Genomic DNA, 16,903 nt, shown 5'->3' on the forward strand with positions numbered 1-16,903 from the left:
TATGCAAATGTTAGATAATAAATTAAGAAATCGTTTAAGAGTAGATTTCTCCAATATTTTAAAACAAATAGAAATTCCAAATCTTTTACAATTGCAAAAAGCAAGTTTTGATTATTTTTTAAATTTTAATAACGGTGAAAGTGGTATAGAAAAAGTTTTTAAATCAATTTTTCCAATACATGATCCGCAAAATAGATTAAGTTTAGAATATGTAAATAGCGAAATAGGTAAACCAAAATATACTATTCGTGAATGTATGGAAAGAGGTTTAACTTACTCTGTAAATTTAAAAATGAAAATCCGTCTTACTTTACATGAGAGAGATGAAAAAACAGGTGAGAAAGTCGGTATAAAAGACATTAAAGAGCAAGAAATTTATATCAGAGAAATTCCATTAATGACAGATCGTGTATCTTTTATCATTAATGGGGTGGAAAGAGTCGTTGTTAATCAACTTCATAGAAGTCCTGGTGTTATTTTTAAAGAGGAAGAAAGTTCAACAGTAGCTAATAAACTTGTTTATACAGCGCAAATTATTCCAGATCGTGGTTCTTGGTTATATTTTGAATATGATGCTAAAGATGTACTTTACGTAAGAATTAATAAAAGAAGAAAAGTACCTATAACTATGCTTTTTAGAGCCCTAGGATATAAAAAACAAGATATTATAAAACTATTTTATCCTATTCAAACAATTCATGTTAAAAAAGATAGATTTTTGACAGAATTTAATCCTAATGATTTTATGGATAGAATAGAATATGATATCAAGGATGAAAAAGGTAAAATTGTTCATCAAGCAGGAAAAAGATTAACAAAGAAGAAAGCTGAACAATTGATTAAAGATGGATTAAAATGGATAGAATATCCAATAGAAGTTTTATTAAATCGTTATTTAGCGAATCCTATTTTTGACAAAAATAGTGGCGAAATGCTTTTTGATTCTTTAACGCTTATTGATGAAAGTAAGCTTACAAAAATAAAAGAACAAAAAATTTTTGAAATCGCAAATGATTTAGCAAATGGAGTAGATACTGCTATTATTAATTCATTTATACAAGATAATGAAACTTTAAAATTATTAAAACAAACTGAAAATATTGAAGATGAAAATGATCTAGCTGCAATAAGAATTTATAAGGTTATGAGACCAGGTGAACCAGTAGTTAAAGATGCAGCAAAAACTTTTGTCAATGATTTATTTTTTAATCCAGAAAGATATGATTTAACTAAAGTTGGTCGTATGAAAATGAATCATAAATTAGGTCTTGATGTTCCTGAGTATGTGACTGTTTTAACTAATGAAGATATTATTAAAACTGCAAAATATTTGATTAAAGTTAAAAATGGCAAAGGTCATATTGATGATAGAGATCATTTAGGAAATCGCCGTATTAGATCTATAGGTGAGCTTTTAGCTAATGAACTTCATTTAGGATTGGCAAAAATGCAAAAAGCTATCCGAGATAAATTTACTTCTTTAAATTCTGATATAGATAAAGTTATGCCTTATGATTTAATTAATCCTAAGATGATTACTACAACGATTATCGAGTTTTTTACAGGTGGACAACTTTCTCAATTTATGGATCAAACAAATCCACTGAGCGAAATCACTCATAAACGTCGTTTATCTGCACTTGGAGAAGGAGGACTTGTAAAAGAAAGAGCGGGTTTTGAAGTTCGCGATGTCCATGCAACTCATTATGGTAGAATTTGTCCCGTAGAAACTCCGGAAGGACAAAATATTGGTCTGATCAATACTCTTTCAACTTATGCTAAAGTGAATGAGCTTGGTTTTGTTGAAGCTCCTTATAAAAAAGTTGTTAATGGAAAAGTTACAGATGAAATTGTTTATTTAACTGCTACACAAGAAGAAGGTTTGTTTATTGCACCTGCATCAACTAAAGTGGATGCTAAGGGTAATATTATCGAGGAATTTGTTGAGGCGAGACAAGATGGAGAAACTATACTTGCCAAAAGAGAAGAAGTTCAACTTATCGATCTTTGCTCAGGTATGGTTGTTGGTGTTGCAGCTTCTTTAATTCCTTTCTTAGAGCATGATGATGCCAATAGAGCCTTAATGGGTTCTAATATGCAACGTCAAGCAGTTCCTCTCTTAACTTCAAATGCTCCTATTGTAGGTACGGGAATGGAGAGTACGATTGCGCGTGATGCTTGGGAAGCTGTTAAAGCTAAACGAGGGGGTATAGTAGAAAAGGTAGATAATAAAAGTATTTTTATCTTGGGCGAAGATGAAAAAGGTCCTTTTATTGATCACTATATTATGGAGAAAAATTTACGTACCAACCAAAATACAAATTATATTCAGCATCCTATTGTTAAAAAAGGAGAAGCGGTTAAAGCAGGACAAATTATTGCCGATGGCCCTTCAATGGATCAAGGAGAATTAGCTATTGGAAAAAATGCACTAATTGCTTTTATGCCTTGGAATGGTTACAACTATGAAGATGCTATTGTAGTTAGTGAAAGAATCATTCGTGAAGATACATTTACAAGTGTCCATATCTATGAAAAAGAAATCGAGGCTAGAGAGTTAAAAGATGGTATAGAAGAAATTACCAAAGATATACCAAATGTTAAAGAAGAAGATGTTGCACATTTGGATGAAAGTGGAATTGCAAAAATAGGAACCCATATTAAACCTGGTATGATTTTAGTTGGAAAAGTTTCTCCAAAAGGTGAAGTTAAACCAACTCCAGAAGAGAGACTTTTAAGAGCTATTTTTGGTGAAAAAGCAGGTCATGTTGTCAATAAATCTTTATATGCTACCGCTTCTTTAGAAGGTGTGGTTGTAGATGTGAAAATATTTACAAAAAAAGGCTATGAAAAAGATGAAAGAGCTCTGAAAGCATATGATAAAGAAAAAATGTCTTTGGAAAAAGAACATCATGATAGACTTTTGATGATGGACAGAGAAGAAATGCTTAGAGTTTGCGCTTTGTTATCTAAATCAACTTTGACTAGCAGTCAAAAAATTGGTGATAAAAATTATAAAAAAGGCGAAAAAGCTGACCTAAGTGATTTAGAAAAAATTAATCGTTTTACTCTTACTACTATTATTAAAGCTTATTCGAAGGAAGTTCAAAAACAATATGAAGATTTGAAAAATCATTTCCAAAATGAAAAGAAAAAACTAAAAGCTGAACATGATGAAAAGCTTGAAATTTTAGAAAAAGATGATATTTTACCAAGCGGGGTGGTTAAGCTCGTAAAAGTTTATATTGCTACAAAACGAAAGTTAAAAGTAGGTGATAAAATGGCAGGACGCCACGGAAATAAGGGTATTGTTTCTACTATAATTCCAGAGGTTGATATGCCTTATCTTGCAAATGGAAAAAGTGTAGATATTGCGCTCAATCCTTTAGGGGTTCCAAGTCGTATGAATATAGGTCAAATTTTAGAAAGCCATTTGGGACTTGTTGGCTTAAGACTTGGAGAGCAAATTCAAGAAATTTTTGATAGAAAACAAAAAGATTTTATTAAAGAGTTAAGAGCAAAAATGCTTGAAATTTGTTCTATTCCAAGACTCGCAAATGAAAAAGAATTTATTAAAAAATTAAGCGATGAAGAGCTTTTAAATTACGCTAGAGATTGGAGTAAAGGGATTAAATTTGCAACCCCAGTTTTTGAAGGTGTTAGCATAGAGGAATTTAAAAAATTATTTGAATTAGCAAAAATTGATATGGATGGAAAGACAGAGCTTTATGATGGAAGAACTGGTGAAAAGATTGCAGAGCGTGTCCATGTAGGATGTATGTATATGCTAAAACTTCACCATTTAGTTGATGAAAAAGTTCATGCAAGAAGCACAGGTCCTTATAGTCTTGTAACCCAGCAGCCAGTTGGTGGTAAAGCGCTTTTTGGGGGTCAAAGATTTGGAGAAATGGAAGTTTGGGCACTTGAAGCTTATGGAGCAGCACATACTTTAAGAGAAATGCTAACTATTAAGTCAGATGATGTAGAAGGTAGATTTAATGCTTATAAAGCAATAACTAAAGGAGAAAATGTTCCAGCAACAGGAATACCTGAAACATTTTTTGTTTTAACTAATGAACTTAAATCACTTGCATTAGATGTTGAGATTTTTGATAAGGATGAGGACAATGAGTAAATTTAAAGTCATAGAAGTAAAAGAAGATACTAGACCTAAAGATTTTGAAGCTTTTCAACTAAGGCTTGCTAGTCCTGAAAAAATAAAATCTTGGTCTTATGGAGAAGTAAAAAAGCCAGAAACGATTAATTATAGAACTTTAAAACCTGAAAGAGATGGTCTTTTTTGCGCTAAAATTTTTGGTCCTATCCGTGACTATGAGTGTCTTTGTGGCAAATATAAAAAAATGCGCTTTAAAGGTGTAAAATGCGAAAAATGTGGAGTTGAGGTAGCTAATTCCAAAGTTCGTCGTTCAAGAATGGGACATATTGAACTTGTAACTCCAGTAGCGCATATTTGGTATGTAAATTCTTTACCAAGTCGTATAGGTACACTTTTAGGTGTAAAAATGAAAGATCTTGAGCGTGTGCTTTATTATGAAGCTTACATTGTTGAAAATGCTGGTGATGCATATTATGATAATGAAAATACTAAAAAAGTTGAATATTGTGATGTTTTAAATGAAGAGCAATATCAAAATTTAATGCAACGTTATGAAAGTAGTGGTTTTAAAGCGAGAATGGGCGGAGAAGTTGTTCGAGACCTATTGGCTAATTTAGATCTTGTAGCTCTTTTAAATCAATTAAAAGAAGAGATGGCTGCAACCAATTCAGAAGCAAAGAAAAAAACTATTATTAAACGTTTAAAAGTGGTTGAAAATTTTCTAAATTCGAATTCTAATACCGATGTTGATAGCGAAAATGCAGTTCCAAATCGTCCAGAATGGATGATGATAACTAATTTACCAGTATTACCACCGGATTTACGTCCTTTGGTTGCTTTAGATGGGGGAAAATTTGCAGTTTCTGATGTAAATGATTTATATCGTCGTGTTATCAATAGAAATACTCGCCTTAAAAAGCTTATGGAACTTGATGCGCCAGAAATAATCATAAGAAATGAAAAAAGAATGCTTCAAGAAGCTGTGGATGCCTTATTTGATAACGGTCGTCGTGCTAATGCAGTGAAAGGAGCTAATAAGCGTCCTTTGAAATCTTTAAGTGAAATTATTAAAGGTAAACAAGGGCGTTTTAGACAAAATTTACTTGGAAAAAGAGTTGATTTTTCAGGGCGTAGTGTTATTGTTGTTGGTCCAAAATTAAGAATGGATCAATGTGGTTTACCTAAGAAAATGGCTTTAGAACTTTTTAAACCACATTTGTTGGCTAAACTTGAAGAAAAAGGTTATGCAACAACGGTTAAACAAGCAAAAAAAATGATAGAAAACAAAACCAATGAAGTTTGGGAATGTTTAGAAGAAGTTGTAAAAGGTCATCCTGTTATGTTAAACCGTGCACCTACTTTACATAAACTTTCTATTCAAGCTTTTCACCCTGTTTTGGTTGAAGGTAAAGCAATACAATTGCATCCTTTAGTGTGCGCTGCTTTTAATGCAGACTTTGATGGGGATCAAATGGCAGTTCATGTTCCACTTTCTCAAGAAGCAATTGCAGAATGTAAAGTACTTATGCTTTCTTCAATGAATATTCTTTTGCCAGCAAGTGGTAAATCAGTAACTGTTCCTTCGCAGGATATGGTTTTGGGAATATACTATCTTTCTTTAGAAAAAGCAGAGGCAAAAGGTTCTCATAAAATTTGTACAGGTATCGATGAAGTGATGATGGCGCTTGAAAGCAAATGTTTGGATATTCATGCAAGCATACAAACTGTTGTTGATGGTAGAAAAATTACAACAACGGCTGGAAGACTTATTATAAAATCTATTTTGCCTGATTTTGTCCCTGAAGCTAATTGGAATAAAGTTTTAAAGAAAAAAGATATAGCTGCACTTGTTGATTATGTATATAAACAAGGAGGATTGGAAATCACGGCTAACTTTTTAGATAGACTTAAAAATTTAGGTTTTGAATATGCCACAAAAGCCGGTGTTTCTATTTCTATAGCAGATATTATTGTTCCTGATGATAAACAAAAAGCTATTGATTTAGCTAAAAAGCAAGTTAGAGAAATTCAAAATTCTTACAATCTTGGTTTAATAACTTCTGGAGAAAGGTATAATAAAATTATTGATATTTGGAAAAGTACAAATAATCTCCTTTCAAAAGAAATGATGAAGTTAGTTGAAAAAGATAAGGATGGTTTCAATTCTATTTATATGATGGCTGATTCTGGTGCTAGAGGTAGTGCAGCACAAATTTCTCAACTTGCTGCAATGAGAGGACTTATGACTAAGCCAGATGGCTCTATTATTGAAACTCCTATTATTTCAAATTTCCGCGAAGGTTTAAACGTACTTGAGTATTTTATATCTACCCATGGTGCTAGAAAAGGTCTTGCAGATACAGCCCTTAAAACAGCAAATGCTGGTTATTTAACAAGAAAACTAATTGATGTAGCACAAAATGTGAAAATTACCATGGAGGATTGTGGTACGCACGAAGGAGTTGAAATCAATGAAATTACTGCAGATAGTTCTATAATAGAAACATTGGAAGAAAGAGTTTTAGGAAGAGTTTTAGCAGAAGATGTAATTGATCCTATTACAAATTCTGTACTTTTTACAGAAGGCACTTTAATCGATGAAGAAAAAGCAAAAATATTTAGTGAAAATGGTATTAAAAGTGTAAATATTCGAACTCCAATTACTTGTAAGGCTAAAAAAGGAATTTGTGCTAAATGTTACGGTGTAAATCTTGGTGAAGGAAAGCTTGTTAAACCAGGTGAAGCTGTTGGTATTATCTCGGCTCAATCTATTGGAGAGCCTGGGACTCAGCTTACGTTAAGAACTTTCCATAGTGGTGGAACTGCAAGTACAGATTTACAAGATAGACAAGTAAGTGCTCAAAAAGAAGGTTTTATAAGATTTTATAATTTAAAAACTTATAAAAATAAAGAAGGAAAAATGATAGTTGCAAATCGTAGAAATGCAGCTATTTTACTAGTAGAGCCAAGAATAAAAGCTCCATTTAAAGGTGTAATCAGTATAGAAAACATCCATGAAGATGTAATTGTTTCTATTAAAGATAAAAAGCAAGAAATTAAGTATACGCTTAGAAAATATGATCTTGCAAAAGCAAATGAATTAGCAGGAGTTAGTGGAAATATAGATGGTAAATTATACCTTCCTTATCAAAATGGTGCTGAAGTCGATGAAAATGAAAGCATTGTTGAGGTTATTAAAGAAGGATGGAATATTCCTAATCGTATTCCGTTTGCAAGTGAAATTTTAGTCAAAGATGGTGATCCAGTTGTACAAAATATAAAAGCAGGCGAGAAAGGCACTTTAAAATTTTATATTCTTAAGGGTGATGGTCTTGATAGGGTTAAAAATGTTAAAAAAGGCGATATAGTCAAAGAAAAAGGCTTCTTTGTTGTAATTGCTGATGAAAATGGAAGAGAGGCAAAAAGACACTATATCCCAAGAGAATCAAAAATTGAATTCAATGATGGTGCCCTTATTGAAGACTCTAACATTATTATAGCAAGTGCTCCAAAAAAAGAAAGTCTTGTTGTTGCAGAATGGGATGCTTATAATAATACTGTTATTGCTGAAATTGATGGAACTATAAGTTTTGAAGATATTGAAGCAGGTTATAGTGCTGATGAACAAATTGATGAGGCGACCGGCAAACGTTCTTTAGTGATTAATGAATATCTACCAAGTGGTGTCAGACCAACTTTAGTGATTGCTGGAAAAGGTAATAAGGCAGTGCGCTATCAATTAGAACCAAAAACAGTTATTTTTGTGCATGATGGTGATAAAGTTTCTCAAGCTGATATTTTAGCTAAAATTCCAAAGGCTGCCGCAAAATCTAAAGATATTACTGGCGGTCTTCCAAGAGTTTCTGAGTTATTTGAAGCAAGAAAGCCAAAAAATGCTGCCGTTATTGCTGAAATTGATGGTGTAGTTCGTTTTGATAAGCCATTGCGATCAAAAGAAAGAATAGTAATTCAAGCAGAAGATGGCACAAGTGTTGAATATTTAATTGACAAATCAAAACATATACAAGTGAGAGATGGTGAATTTATACATGCTGGAGAAAAATTAACCGATGGCGTGGTTTCAAGTCATGATATACTTAAAATTTTAGGTGAAAAGGCTTTACATTATTATTTAATTTCTGAAATTCAGCAAGTTTATAGAGGACAAGGGGTTGTGATTTCAGATAAACATATTGAAGTTATTGTTTCTCAAATGTTAAGACAAGTAAAGGTTGTTGATAGTGGACATACTAAATTTATAGAAGGTGATTTGATATCTAGACGTAAATTTAGAGAAGAAAATGAAAGAATTATGAGAATGGGTGGAGAGCCAGCTATTGCTGAACCTGTTCTTTTAGGTGTTACAAGAGCTGCAATTGGAAGTGATAGTGTGATTTCTGCAGCATCTTTCCAAGAAACAACTAAAGTCTTAACTGAGGCTAGTATAGCAGGTAAATTTGATTATTTAGAAGATTTAAAAGAAAATGTTATTTTAGGTAGAATGATTCCTGTAGGAACTGGTCTTTACAGCGAGGAAAAATTTAAGTTAAAAGAAAATAATTAAAATAGCCTTTTTTGGCTATTTTAATAGATATTTTCTAAATCTGCAAAAAATAAATTAATTGCTTTTTCTATTTTACCTTTTTCTTCGATTAATATTTTTTTATTTTTTTCTCTAAATTCTTTATTTGAATAAAAAATAGGATAAGATATACTTATTGCAGCAATTATTTTCTGATTATGTTCTATATTTATAGCCATACATTCAATTTGAGAATTCATTTCTCCGCTTTCTAAAGCTATTTTTTCTTTTTTAATTTCTTTTATTTGTTCGTATAATTCATCTATATTTTTTAAGGTATTTTGAGTTATTTTTTCAAAGTTTTTAGGATAAAGCATTATTAATTCATTTTTTGTTTTATTTGATAATAAAGCTTTGCCTAAAGAAGTTGCATAGGCTGGATATGAAGTACCTATAAAAGATTTTAGTTGTATATGGTCATTAGCATCTAATTTTTCTAAATAAAGGACATTATTTTCTTTTAAAATACCCATTTGACAAGTTAAATTTGTTAAATCTCTAATATTTTTCATATGTTTTTTAATGAGTTCAAAGATGCTATTTTTATATTTCATATTATAGCTTAACTCTAAAATTTTAAAATCTAGAGAATAACTTTTATTAATAGGATTGCATTTTATATATTTTTGTTTTTGCAAAGTTTGCAAAATAGGCGAGAGTGTTCCTACTGGAATATTTATTTTTTTAGCTATTAGACTTAATGTGAGTTGTTCTTTTGAGTTGGCAATTAATTCTAAAGTTTTTATAACTCTAAGGGTAGGTTGATGCATAAAATTATCCTTTTAATGATTGCATTTTATTTATAAAATTTTATCATATTTTTTACTTTTGGTAACACGAAACATTTTTTTATACTCGAATTTTATGAAAAAAGCTTATTTGAAAAAGTTGGCATAAAAAATTATATTTTTTAATTCTTGATTTTTTAAAGATAATTTGTTATATTTTTTGTATATAAATAAATTTTTGTATATACAAAAAATATAAGGAGATAAAATGGGAATTTTAAAGGGAACATTGCCAGCTTTACTTACACCTTATTCCAACGACGGAATGATTAATGAAAGAGAATTTATTCGTTATTGCGAATTTGGAATTGATAAAGGTTTAGATGGATTATTTTGTAATGGTAGCGCAGGAGATTCTCAAGCTTTAAATATTAAAGATCAGATTAGACTAATGAAACTTAGTAAGGATGCGTCTAAGGGTAGGGTGCCTATTATCACAGGCATTACTTCAAATATTTATCAAGATACAATGATTTTAGCAGATGAGGCTTATAAAATAGGTCTTGATACGCTTTTAGTTGCTATGCCTTATTATTATAAATTTGATGAAGAAACACTTTTAGAATATGTGAAAAATTTAGCTTTAAAAGTTAAACTTCCTTTGTATATTTATAATATACCGCTTTTTGCTCCTGCTTTAAATTTAAATTTTATAGAAAAAATTTCAAAATTCAAGAATATAGCAGGTATTAAAGACAGTAGCGGAGATGCCTTGCTTTTAAATCATATTTTAGATATAGCACCTCGAAATTTTGATGTTTTTGTAGGAAGAGAAGAAATTTATACAGAAGCTTTATTTTTAGGAGCTAAGGGTTCTATGACAAGTATAGGAGGTATTTTTCCAGAACTTATGAGTGAAATTTATCATGCAATGAATGAAAAAAAATATGAAAGAGCGTTATTAATACAAAAAAGTCTTTTAAAGGCTATAAGATTTGGAATGAGTATCTCTTTTCCTATGGGTTTTGCCTTATTATTAAAAGCTAGAGGTTTTGAATTTTCGAATACAACTATACATCCCTTATCGTCTCTTACTAAAGAGAAATTAGATAAATGCTTTGATAAGGCAAAAGAATTAATTAAAACCATAGAGCACGAAGTAAATGTAAAATTATAAAAAGAGATAGAATGAATATAAAAAGTTTTTTTGAAGGCATATTAGATGAAATAATGCTTACTGATATTAACTTGACAAGATATAAAAAAGAATACTTGTTTGTGAGTTTTAGTATTTTGGTTATTGTGGCAACTGTAATAAATACAGAGTTATTTAAGTAACATGAATGAGTTTATGACTATTTTTTCTAATTTTTCTTCGAGAAATGCTATCAATTTTCATTCTATTTATGAGTTTAGAATTATTTTAGCTTTTTTTATTGTTATTTTTACAGAATTTTTTTCTGAACTTATCAGATATATTTTTTTAAGAGAAATAAAATTGTCGCATAATAATTATTCTTATATTAATGATGCAATTTAAAAAGCAAATAAAATGATCTAAAACACATATAAGGAGATAAATTTATGAAAAGTTTTATTATAAAGCAAGTAGAATTTGCAACAATGGTCAAGTTTGCAATTGTGCTGAAAGAGCTTATGTTTATAAAGATATATATGATGAATTTGTAGATAAATTTGTAAAGGCTATGAGTAAAGTAAGTGTAGGAAATACATTAAAGGGGAATTTTGATATGGGGCCACTTGTTAATCAGGCCGGAGTTGATCATGCATTAGGAATGCTTGAGCGTGCAAAAGCCAAAGGTGCTACTGTAGAATGTGGAGGAGAAATAGTTGATACTAGTGGATATTATTTTCCAGCTACTGTGCTTACAAATGTTAAACATGAAGATGAGATTATGCAAAAAGAAATTTTTGCCCCTATTTTGCCTATTGCAAAATTTAATTCACTAGATGAAGCTATTGATATGGCTAATGATTGTGAATATGGACTTACAAGTTCTATTTATACTCAAAATTTGGATATAGCAATGAGAGCAAGTAGGGAAATTAAATTCGGAGAAACTTATATTAATCGTGAAAATTTTGAAGCAATGCAAGGTTTTCATGCAGGATTTAGAAAAAGTGGAATAGGTGGAGCTGATGGGAAACATGGGCTTGAAGAATATTTGGCTACTCATGTGGTTTATTTACAATATAACTCAAAAAAACAATAATTTATTTGCCTTAATCTAAAATTCATGTATTTTTTAGATTAAGGTTTTTTTAGACTTAAAAATTTTTGATTTTAGTGTAATTTTAAATTTTTTATTTTGGATTTTTTAAAATAAATAAAAATAGTAAAAAAATATTTTAATAAAAACTAAGCAAATTTTAGATAACATTCAAGGTTTTATTACATTATTTAAAGAAAGGAATTAATTGTGCCAACCATAAATCAATTGGTTAGAAAAGAGCGTAAAAAAGTTTTAGAAAAATCTAAATCTCCAGCTCTTAAAAATTGTCCACAAAGAAGGGGAGTTTGCACTAGAGTTTATACAACAACTCCTAAAAAGCCAAACTCAGCGTTAAGAAAAGTTGCCAAAGTAAGACTTACTAGTGGTTTTGAAGTGATTAGCTATATCGGTGGTGAAGGTCATAACCTTCAAGAACATAGCATTGTTTTAGTACGTGGTGGTAGAGTTAAAGACTTACCAGGTGTGAAATATCATATTGTACGTGGTGCGCTTGATACCGCAGGTGTTGCAAAAAGAACAGTTTCTCGTTCTAAATATGGTGCTAAGCGTCCTAAAGCAGGTGCTGCTAAGTAAAATTAAAGACAGACAAATCCGTTTGATTTGATTTTGTTTGAGTAAAATTAAAAATTTGAAGGAATAATAATGAGAAGAAGAAAAGCTCCGGTAAGAGAAGTTTTACCTGATCCGATTTATGGTAATAAAGTAATCACAAAATTTATTAATTCTTTAATGTATGATGGAAAAAAAAGTGTTGCAACAACTATTATGTATGGTGCTTTAGAAGCTATTGATAAAAAAGGTGGTGAAAAGAAAGGGATCGATATTTTCAATGAAGCTATTGAAAATATTAAACCTCTTTTAGAAGTAAAATCTCGTCGTGTAGGTGGTGCTACTTATCAGGTTCCAGTTGAAGTAAGACCTGCCAGACAACAAGCTTTGGCTATTCGCTGGATTATTTCTTTTGCAAGAAAAAGAAGTGAAAGAACAATGATAGAAAAACTTGCAGGAGAACTTTTAGATGCTGCTAATAGCAAAGGTGCCTCCTTTAAGAAAAAAGAAGATACTTATAAAATGGCTGAAGCAAATAAAGCATTTGCTCATTATCGTTGGTAAGAGAGGGATGATAAGATGTCAAGAACTACTCCTTTAAAAAAAGTTAGAAATATAGGAATTGCAGCGCATATTGATGCTGGAAAAACAACAACAAGTGAAAGAATTCTTTTCTTCACTGGAATGAGTCATAAAATCGGCGAAGTGCATGATGGTGCTGCAACTATGGACTGGATGGAGCAAGAAAAAGAAAGAGGTATTACAATTACTTCTGCTGCAACAACTTGTTTTTGGAAAGATCATCAAATCAATCTTATCGACACTCCAGGCCACGTGGATTTTACAATTGAAGTTGAAAGATCAATGCGTGTTTTAGATGGTGCTGTAGCTGTTTTTTGTTCAGTTGGTGGGGTTCAACCTCAATCAGAAACTGTTTGGAGACAAGCAAATAAGTATGGAGTTCCAAGAATAGTTTTTGTTAATAAAATGGATAGAATTGGTGCTAATTTCTATAATGTAGAAGATCAAATTCGCAATCGTTTAAAAGCAAATCCAGTGCCACTTCAAATTCCAATTGGTGCTGAAGATAATTTTAAAGGTGTTATAGACCTTGTAACAATGAAAGCTTTGGTTTGGGAAGATGATACAAAGCCAACAGATTATGTTGAAAAAGAAATTCCAGCAGAATTAAAAGAAAAAGCTGAAGAATATCGCACTAAAATGATAGAAGCAGTTTCTGAAACTTCTGATGAATTGATGGAAAAATACCTTAGCGGAGAAGAATTAACTCTTGAGGAAATCAAAACAGGAATTAAAGCTGGATGCCTAAGTCTTGCCATTGTTCCTATGCTTTGTGGAACAGCTTTTAAAAATAAAGGTGTTCAACCTTTATTGGATGCTGTTGTAGCTTATTTACCAGCTCCTGATGAGGTAGCAAATATTAGAGGTGAATATGAAGATGGTACAGAAGTTTCTGTAAAATCAACTGATGATGGTGAATTTGCTGGACTTGCCTTTAAAATTATGACCGATCCATTTGTTGGACAACTTACTTTCGTTCGTGTTTATCGTGGTAGCTTAGAAAGCGGTTCTTATGCTTATAACTCTACAAAAGATAAGAAAGAAAGAATTGGTCGTTTATTAAAGATGCATTCAAATAAAAGAGAAGAAATTAAAGTTCTTTATGCAGGAGAAATTGGTGCTGTTGTGGGGCTTAAAGATACCTTAACGGGTGATACTTTAGCTAGTGAAAAAGATAAAGTTATTTTAGAAAGAATGGATTTTCCAGATCCAGTTATTTCTGTTGCAGTTGAACCAAAAACTAAAGCAGATCAAGAAAAAATGTCTATAGCTTTAAATAAACTTGCACAAGAAGATCCAAGTTTTAGAGTTTCTACTGATGAAGAAAGTGGTCAAACTATTATTTCAGGTATGGGTGAACTTCACTTAGAAATTATTGTTGATCGTATGCTTCGTGAATTTAAGGTTGAAGCTGAAGTAGGTCAACCTCAAGTTGCCTATCGAGAAACAATTAGAAAAACAGTAGAACAAGAATATAAATATGCTAAACAATCAGGTGGGCGCGGTCAATATGGACACGTGTTTTTACGTCTTGAACCACTTGAGCCAGGAAGTGGATATGAGTTTGTTAATGATATTAAAGGTGGGGTAATTCCTAAAGAATATATTCCAGCTGTAGATAAGGGCATCCAAGAAGCTTTGCAAAATGGTGTTTTAGCAGGATATCCTGTAGAGGATGTAAAAGTAACTGTTTATGATGGAAGCTATCACGAAGTAGATTCATCTGAAATGGCATTTAAATTAGCTGCTTCTATGGGTTTTAAAGAAGGAGCTAGAAAAGCAGGAGCTGTAATTTTAGAACCTATGATGAAGGTTGAAGTTGAAACTCCAGAAGAATATATGGGAGATGTAATAGGCGATTTAAATAAACGTCGTGGTCAAGTGAATTCTATGGATGAAAGAGGTGGAAATAAAATTATTACAGCATTTTGTCCTTTAGCTGAAATGTTTGGCTATTCAACAGATCTTAGAAGTCAAACTCAAGGCCGTGCGACTTATTCTATGGAATTTGATCATTACGATGAAGTTCCAAAAAATGTTTCTGAAGAAATTATTAAAAAGAGAAATGGTTAAAAATTAAAAGCGGAATTTTATTCCGCTTTTTGTCCTCGTAGCTCAGCTGGATAGAGCGCAAAATTCCTAATTTTGAGGTCGTGAGTTCGAATCTCGCCGTGGACACCATTTATATAAATATATTTTTTTCTTTCTTTAATTGAATCAAAGTATTAGTATAAATTCTGATGGATATAATTGGTTGCGAAGGGGAGATTTGAACTCCCGACCTTCGGGTTATGAGCCCGACGAGCTAACCACTGCTCTACTTCGCGATAAGTTATTTTTGGATGGGGTAAAGGGATTCGAACCCCTGAATGACAGGACCAAAACCTGTTGCCTTACCGCTTGGCGATACCCCAATTTAAATAAGTTTGTTTTTTATATTTTTTAAGAGAGGAAATTATATTAAAATTTAATTTATTTGTCAAGCAAATAAAGCTATAATTTTTACTAAAATTAATAAAAATTGAGGAATAACAAATGAAATTTGTAAGCATTGAGCAAGCTATTGAAGATTTAAAACAAGGCAAAATGCTTGTAATGGTTGATGCAGAAGATAGAGAAAATGAAGGAGATCTAATTTTTCCTGCTCAATTTAGCACAAAAGAAAAAGTTAATTTTATGATAAAAGAGGCTAGAGGTGTTGTTTGTGTGGCACTTGCGGATAAAATTGCTAAAAAATTTAATCTTGATTTGATGGTGCCGCAAAATACTTCCAATCATGAAACCGCTTTTACAATCACAGTAGATGCTAAAAAAGCTAAAACTGGTGTAAGTGCTTATGAGCGAGATATGACTATAAAAATTTTTGCAGATGATGAAGCAAAAGTAGAAGATTTTGTTCGACCTGGTCATATTAATCCTTTAATTGCTAAAAGCGGAGGAGTATTAGAAAGAACAGGACATACAGAAGGGACTGTAGATCTTTGTCGTTTAGCGGGATTAAAAGAAGCTTGTGTGATTTGTGAAATTGTTAAAGATGATGGAGATATGGCACGCAGAGAGGATTTGGAAAAATTTTGCGAGAAACATAATCTTAATATGATTGCAGTTTCTGATATCATAGAATATAGATTAAAACATGAAAGCCTTATTACCTTAAAAGAACAAAGTGATACTTTTTTAGCAGGTTTTAAAGCTAAAAAATTTGTTTTTACTGATCATAATCATATACAACACATTGTGTTTTCTTTTGGAGAAATTCAAAAATGTACCAATGTTAAATTTCATATTAGCGGAAGTGATTTTGAGCTTTTAACGTCGGATAAATTTTCAAAACTTTTAGAACAAATTAAATTTTTATATGAAAACAGTGGTGTGATTGTTTTTATGCAAGGGGAAAAATCAAGTGTAACTCAATTTAAAAATTATGGTATAGGAGCTCAAATTTTAAGATATTTTAAAATAGAAGAGATTAAGCTTTTATCTCAAAGTTGCGATAAAGATTATATAGGTTTAGAAGGTTTTGGACTAAATCTTAAAGTTTGTAATTTTAATTAGAAAGGGCAAAATGACACTTAAAGAGCAAATTTTAAATGATATTAAAGAGGCAATGAAACAAAAAAATGATTTTAAGCGAGATGTTTTAAGAACCTTAAATGCAGCTTTAAAACAAGTAGAAATTGATCAAAGAATAATTCTTGATGATGAAAAAATATTTAAGATTATTATTGGTGAAATAAAAAAGAGAAAAGATGCAGCAGATATTTATATTAAAGGCAAAAGAGAGGATTTAGCTCAAAAAGAAAATGATGAAATTGCTATTCTTGAAATTTATTTACCAAAGCAATTAAGCGATGAAGAATTAAAATCATCATTAAAAAAAATAATTGAAAAATTAGGGGTAAATTCTTTGAAAGAACAAGGACTTGTTATGAAAGAAGCCAAGGAGGAATTTGGAGCAAGGGTTGATGGAAAAAGATTAAATGAAGCATTAAGGGCAATTTTAAGCTAAAATATTTTAAATAATTTTAAAAATACAATTTACTTTAATATAGATAATTTTGTATTATAAAGAGTTAAGAGAATTAAAGTT

General features: G+C 31.0%; 10 protein-coding genes, 3 tRNA genes and 1 pseudogene. 11 read left to right on the top strand and 3 right to left on the bottom strand.

Annotation, left to right across the window (positions count from 1 at the left end; genetic code table 11):
* Nucleotides 1–7 precede the first annotated feature (7 nt).
* Together rpoB and rpoC are read left to right on the top strand one after the other, a co-directional pair.
* Nucleotides 8–4,135, top strand: coding sequence for a DNA-directed RNA polymerase subunit beta (rpoB, locus tag CMOL_RS01305; RefSeq protein ID WP_239820434.1), 4,128 nt, complete (start codon nucleotides 8–10; stop codon nucleotides 4,133–4,135).
* Nucleotides 4,128–8,681, top strand: a complete 4,554-nt coding sequence (gene rpoC / locus CMOL_RS01310) for a DNA-directed RNA polymerase subunit beta' (RefSeq protein ID WP_239820435.1) — start codon at nucleotides 4,128–4,130, stop codon at nucleotides 8,679–8,681. Before rpoB ends, rpoC begins: the two co-directional genes overlap by 8 nt.
* Nucleotides 8,682–8,701: 20 nt before the next feature.
* Here rpoC and CMOL_RS01315 read toward each other — a convergent pair whose 3' ends face one another.
* A complete protein-coding gene (locus CMOL_RS01315; RefSeq protein WP_239820436.1) occupies nucleotides 8,702–9,469 on the bottom strand; it encodes an IclR family transcriptional regulator in 768 nt (255 codons plus the stop codon).
* A gap of 226 nt (nucleotides 9,470–9,695) precedes the next feature.
* Here CMOL_RS01315 and CMOL_RS01320 point away from each other — a divergent pair, with 226 nt between their 5' ends.
* The 7 genes and pseudogenes from CMOL_RS01320 to CMOL_RS01350 all read left to right on the top strand — a co-directional run bounded on the left by CMOL_RS01320 (nucleotide 9,696) and on the right by CMOL_RS01350 (nucleotide 14,994).
* Nucleotides 9,696–10,604 carry a dihydrodipicolinate synthase family protein gene (locus CMOL_RS01320; RefSeq protein WP_239820437.1) on the top strand — a complete coding sequence of 303 codons (909 nt, stop codon included), beginning with the start codon at nucleotides 9,696–9,698 and terminating at the stop codon, nucleotides 10,602–10,604.
* 174 nt (nucleotides 10,605–10,778) lie between these two features.
* A complete protein-coding gene (locus CMOL_RS01325) occupies nucleotides 10,779–10,967 on the top strand; it encodes a hypothetical protein (RefSeq protein WP_239820438.1) in 189 nt (62 codons plus the stop codon).
* A gap of 61 nt (nucleotides 10,968–11,028) precedes the next feature.
* Nucleotides 11,029–11,661, top strand: a pseudogene (locus CMOL_RS01330) (aldehyde dehydrogenase family protein); the annotation flags it as partial.
* Nucleotides 11,662–11,868: 207 nt separating this feature from the next.
* Nucleotides 11,869–12,255 (top strand): 30S ribosomal protein S12, encoded by a 387-nt coding sequence (gene rpsL, locus CMOL_RS01335; RefSeq protein WP_002782934.1) that lies wholly within the window; start codon nucleotides 11,869–11,871, stop codon nucleotides 12,253–12,255.
* 69 nt (nucleotides 12,256–12,324) lie between these two features.
* On the top strand, nucleotides 12,325–12,795 hold the full coding sequence (rpsG, locus tag CMOL_RS01340) for a 30S ribosomal protein S7 (RefSeq protein WP_137623925.1): 471 nt from the start codon (nucleotides 12,325–12,327) through the stop codon (nucleotides 12,793–12,795).
* A gap of 15 nt (nucleotides 12,796–12,810) precedes the next feature.
* Nucleotides 12,811–14,886 carry an elongation factor G gene (fusA, locus tag CMOL_RS01345; RefSeq protein ID WP_239820439.1) on the top strand — a complete coding sequence of 692 codons (2,076 nt, stop codon included), beginning with the start codon at nucleotides 12,811–12,813 and terminating at the stop codon, nucleotides 14,884–14,886.
* A gap of 31 nt (nucleotides 14,887–14,917) precedes the next feature.
* A tRNA-Arg gene (locus CMOL_RS01350) sits at nucleotides 14,918–14,994 on the top strand.
* Between the two features lie 70 nt (nucleotides 14,995–15,064).
* On the opposite strand, the gene CMOL_RS01355 is transcribed toward CMOL_RS01350, so the two are convergent.
* Nucleotides 15,065–15,140: transfer RNA gene (locus CMOL_RS01355), tRNA-Met, on the bottom strand.
* Nucleotides 15,141–15,152: 12 nt separating this feature from the next.
* Nucleotides 15,153–15,227: transfer RNA gene (locus CMOL_RS01360), tRNA-Gln, on the bottom strand.
* Between the two features lie 121 nt (nucleotides 15,228–15,348).
* Between CMOL_RS01360 and CMOL_RS01365 the strand changes: the two genes are divergently transcribed.
* Together CMOL_RS01365 and CMOL_RS01370 are read left to right on the top strand one after the other, a co-directional pair.
* Entirely contained in the window at nucleotides 15,349–16,368 is a 1,020-nt protein-coding gene (locus tag CMOL_RS01365) for a bifunctional 3,4-dihydroxy-2-butanone 4-phosphate synthase/GTP cyclohydrolase II (RefSeq protein WP_239820440.1), read from the top strand.
* 10 nt (nucleotides 16,369–16,378) lie between these two features.
* A complete protein-coding gene (locus CMOL_RS01370) occupies nucleotides 16,379–16,822 on the top strand; it encodes a GatB/YqeY domain-containing protein (RefSeq protein WP_200280082.1) in 444 nt (147 codons plus the stop codon).
* Nucleotides 16,823–16,903: the final 81 nt, after the last annotated feature.

Origin of the sequence: Campylobacter sp. RM10537 (assembly GCF_022369435.1) — a bacterium.
In the GTDB taxonomy this organism is placed as follows: Bacteria; Campylobacterota; Campylobacteria; order Campylobacterales; family Campylobacteraceae; genus Campylobacter_D; species Campylobacter_D molothri.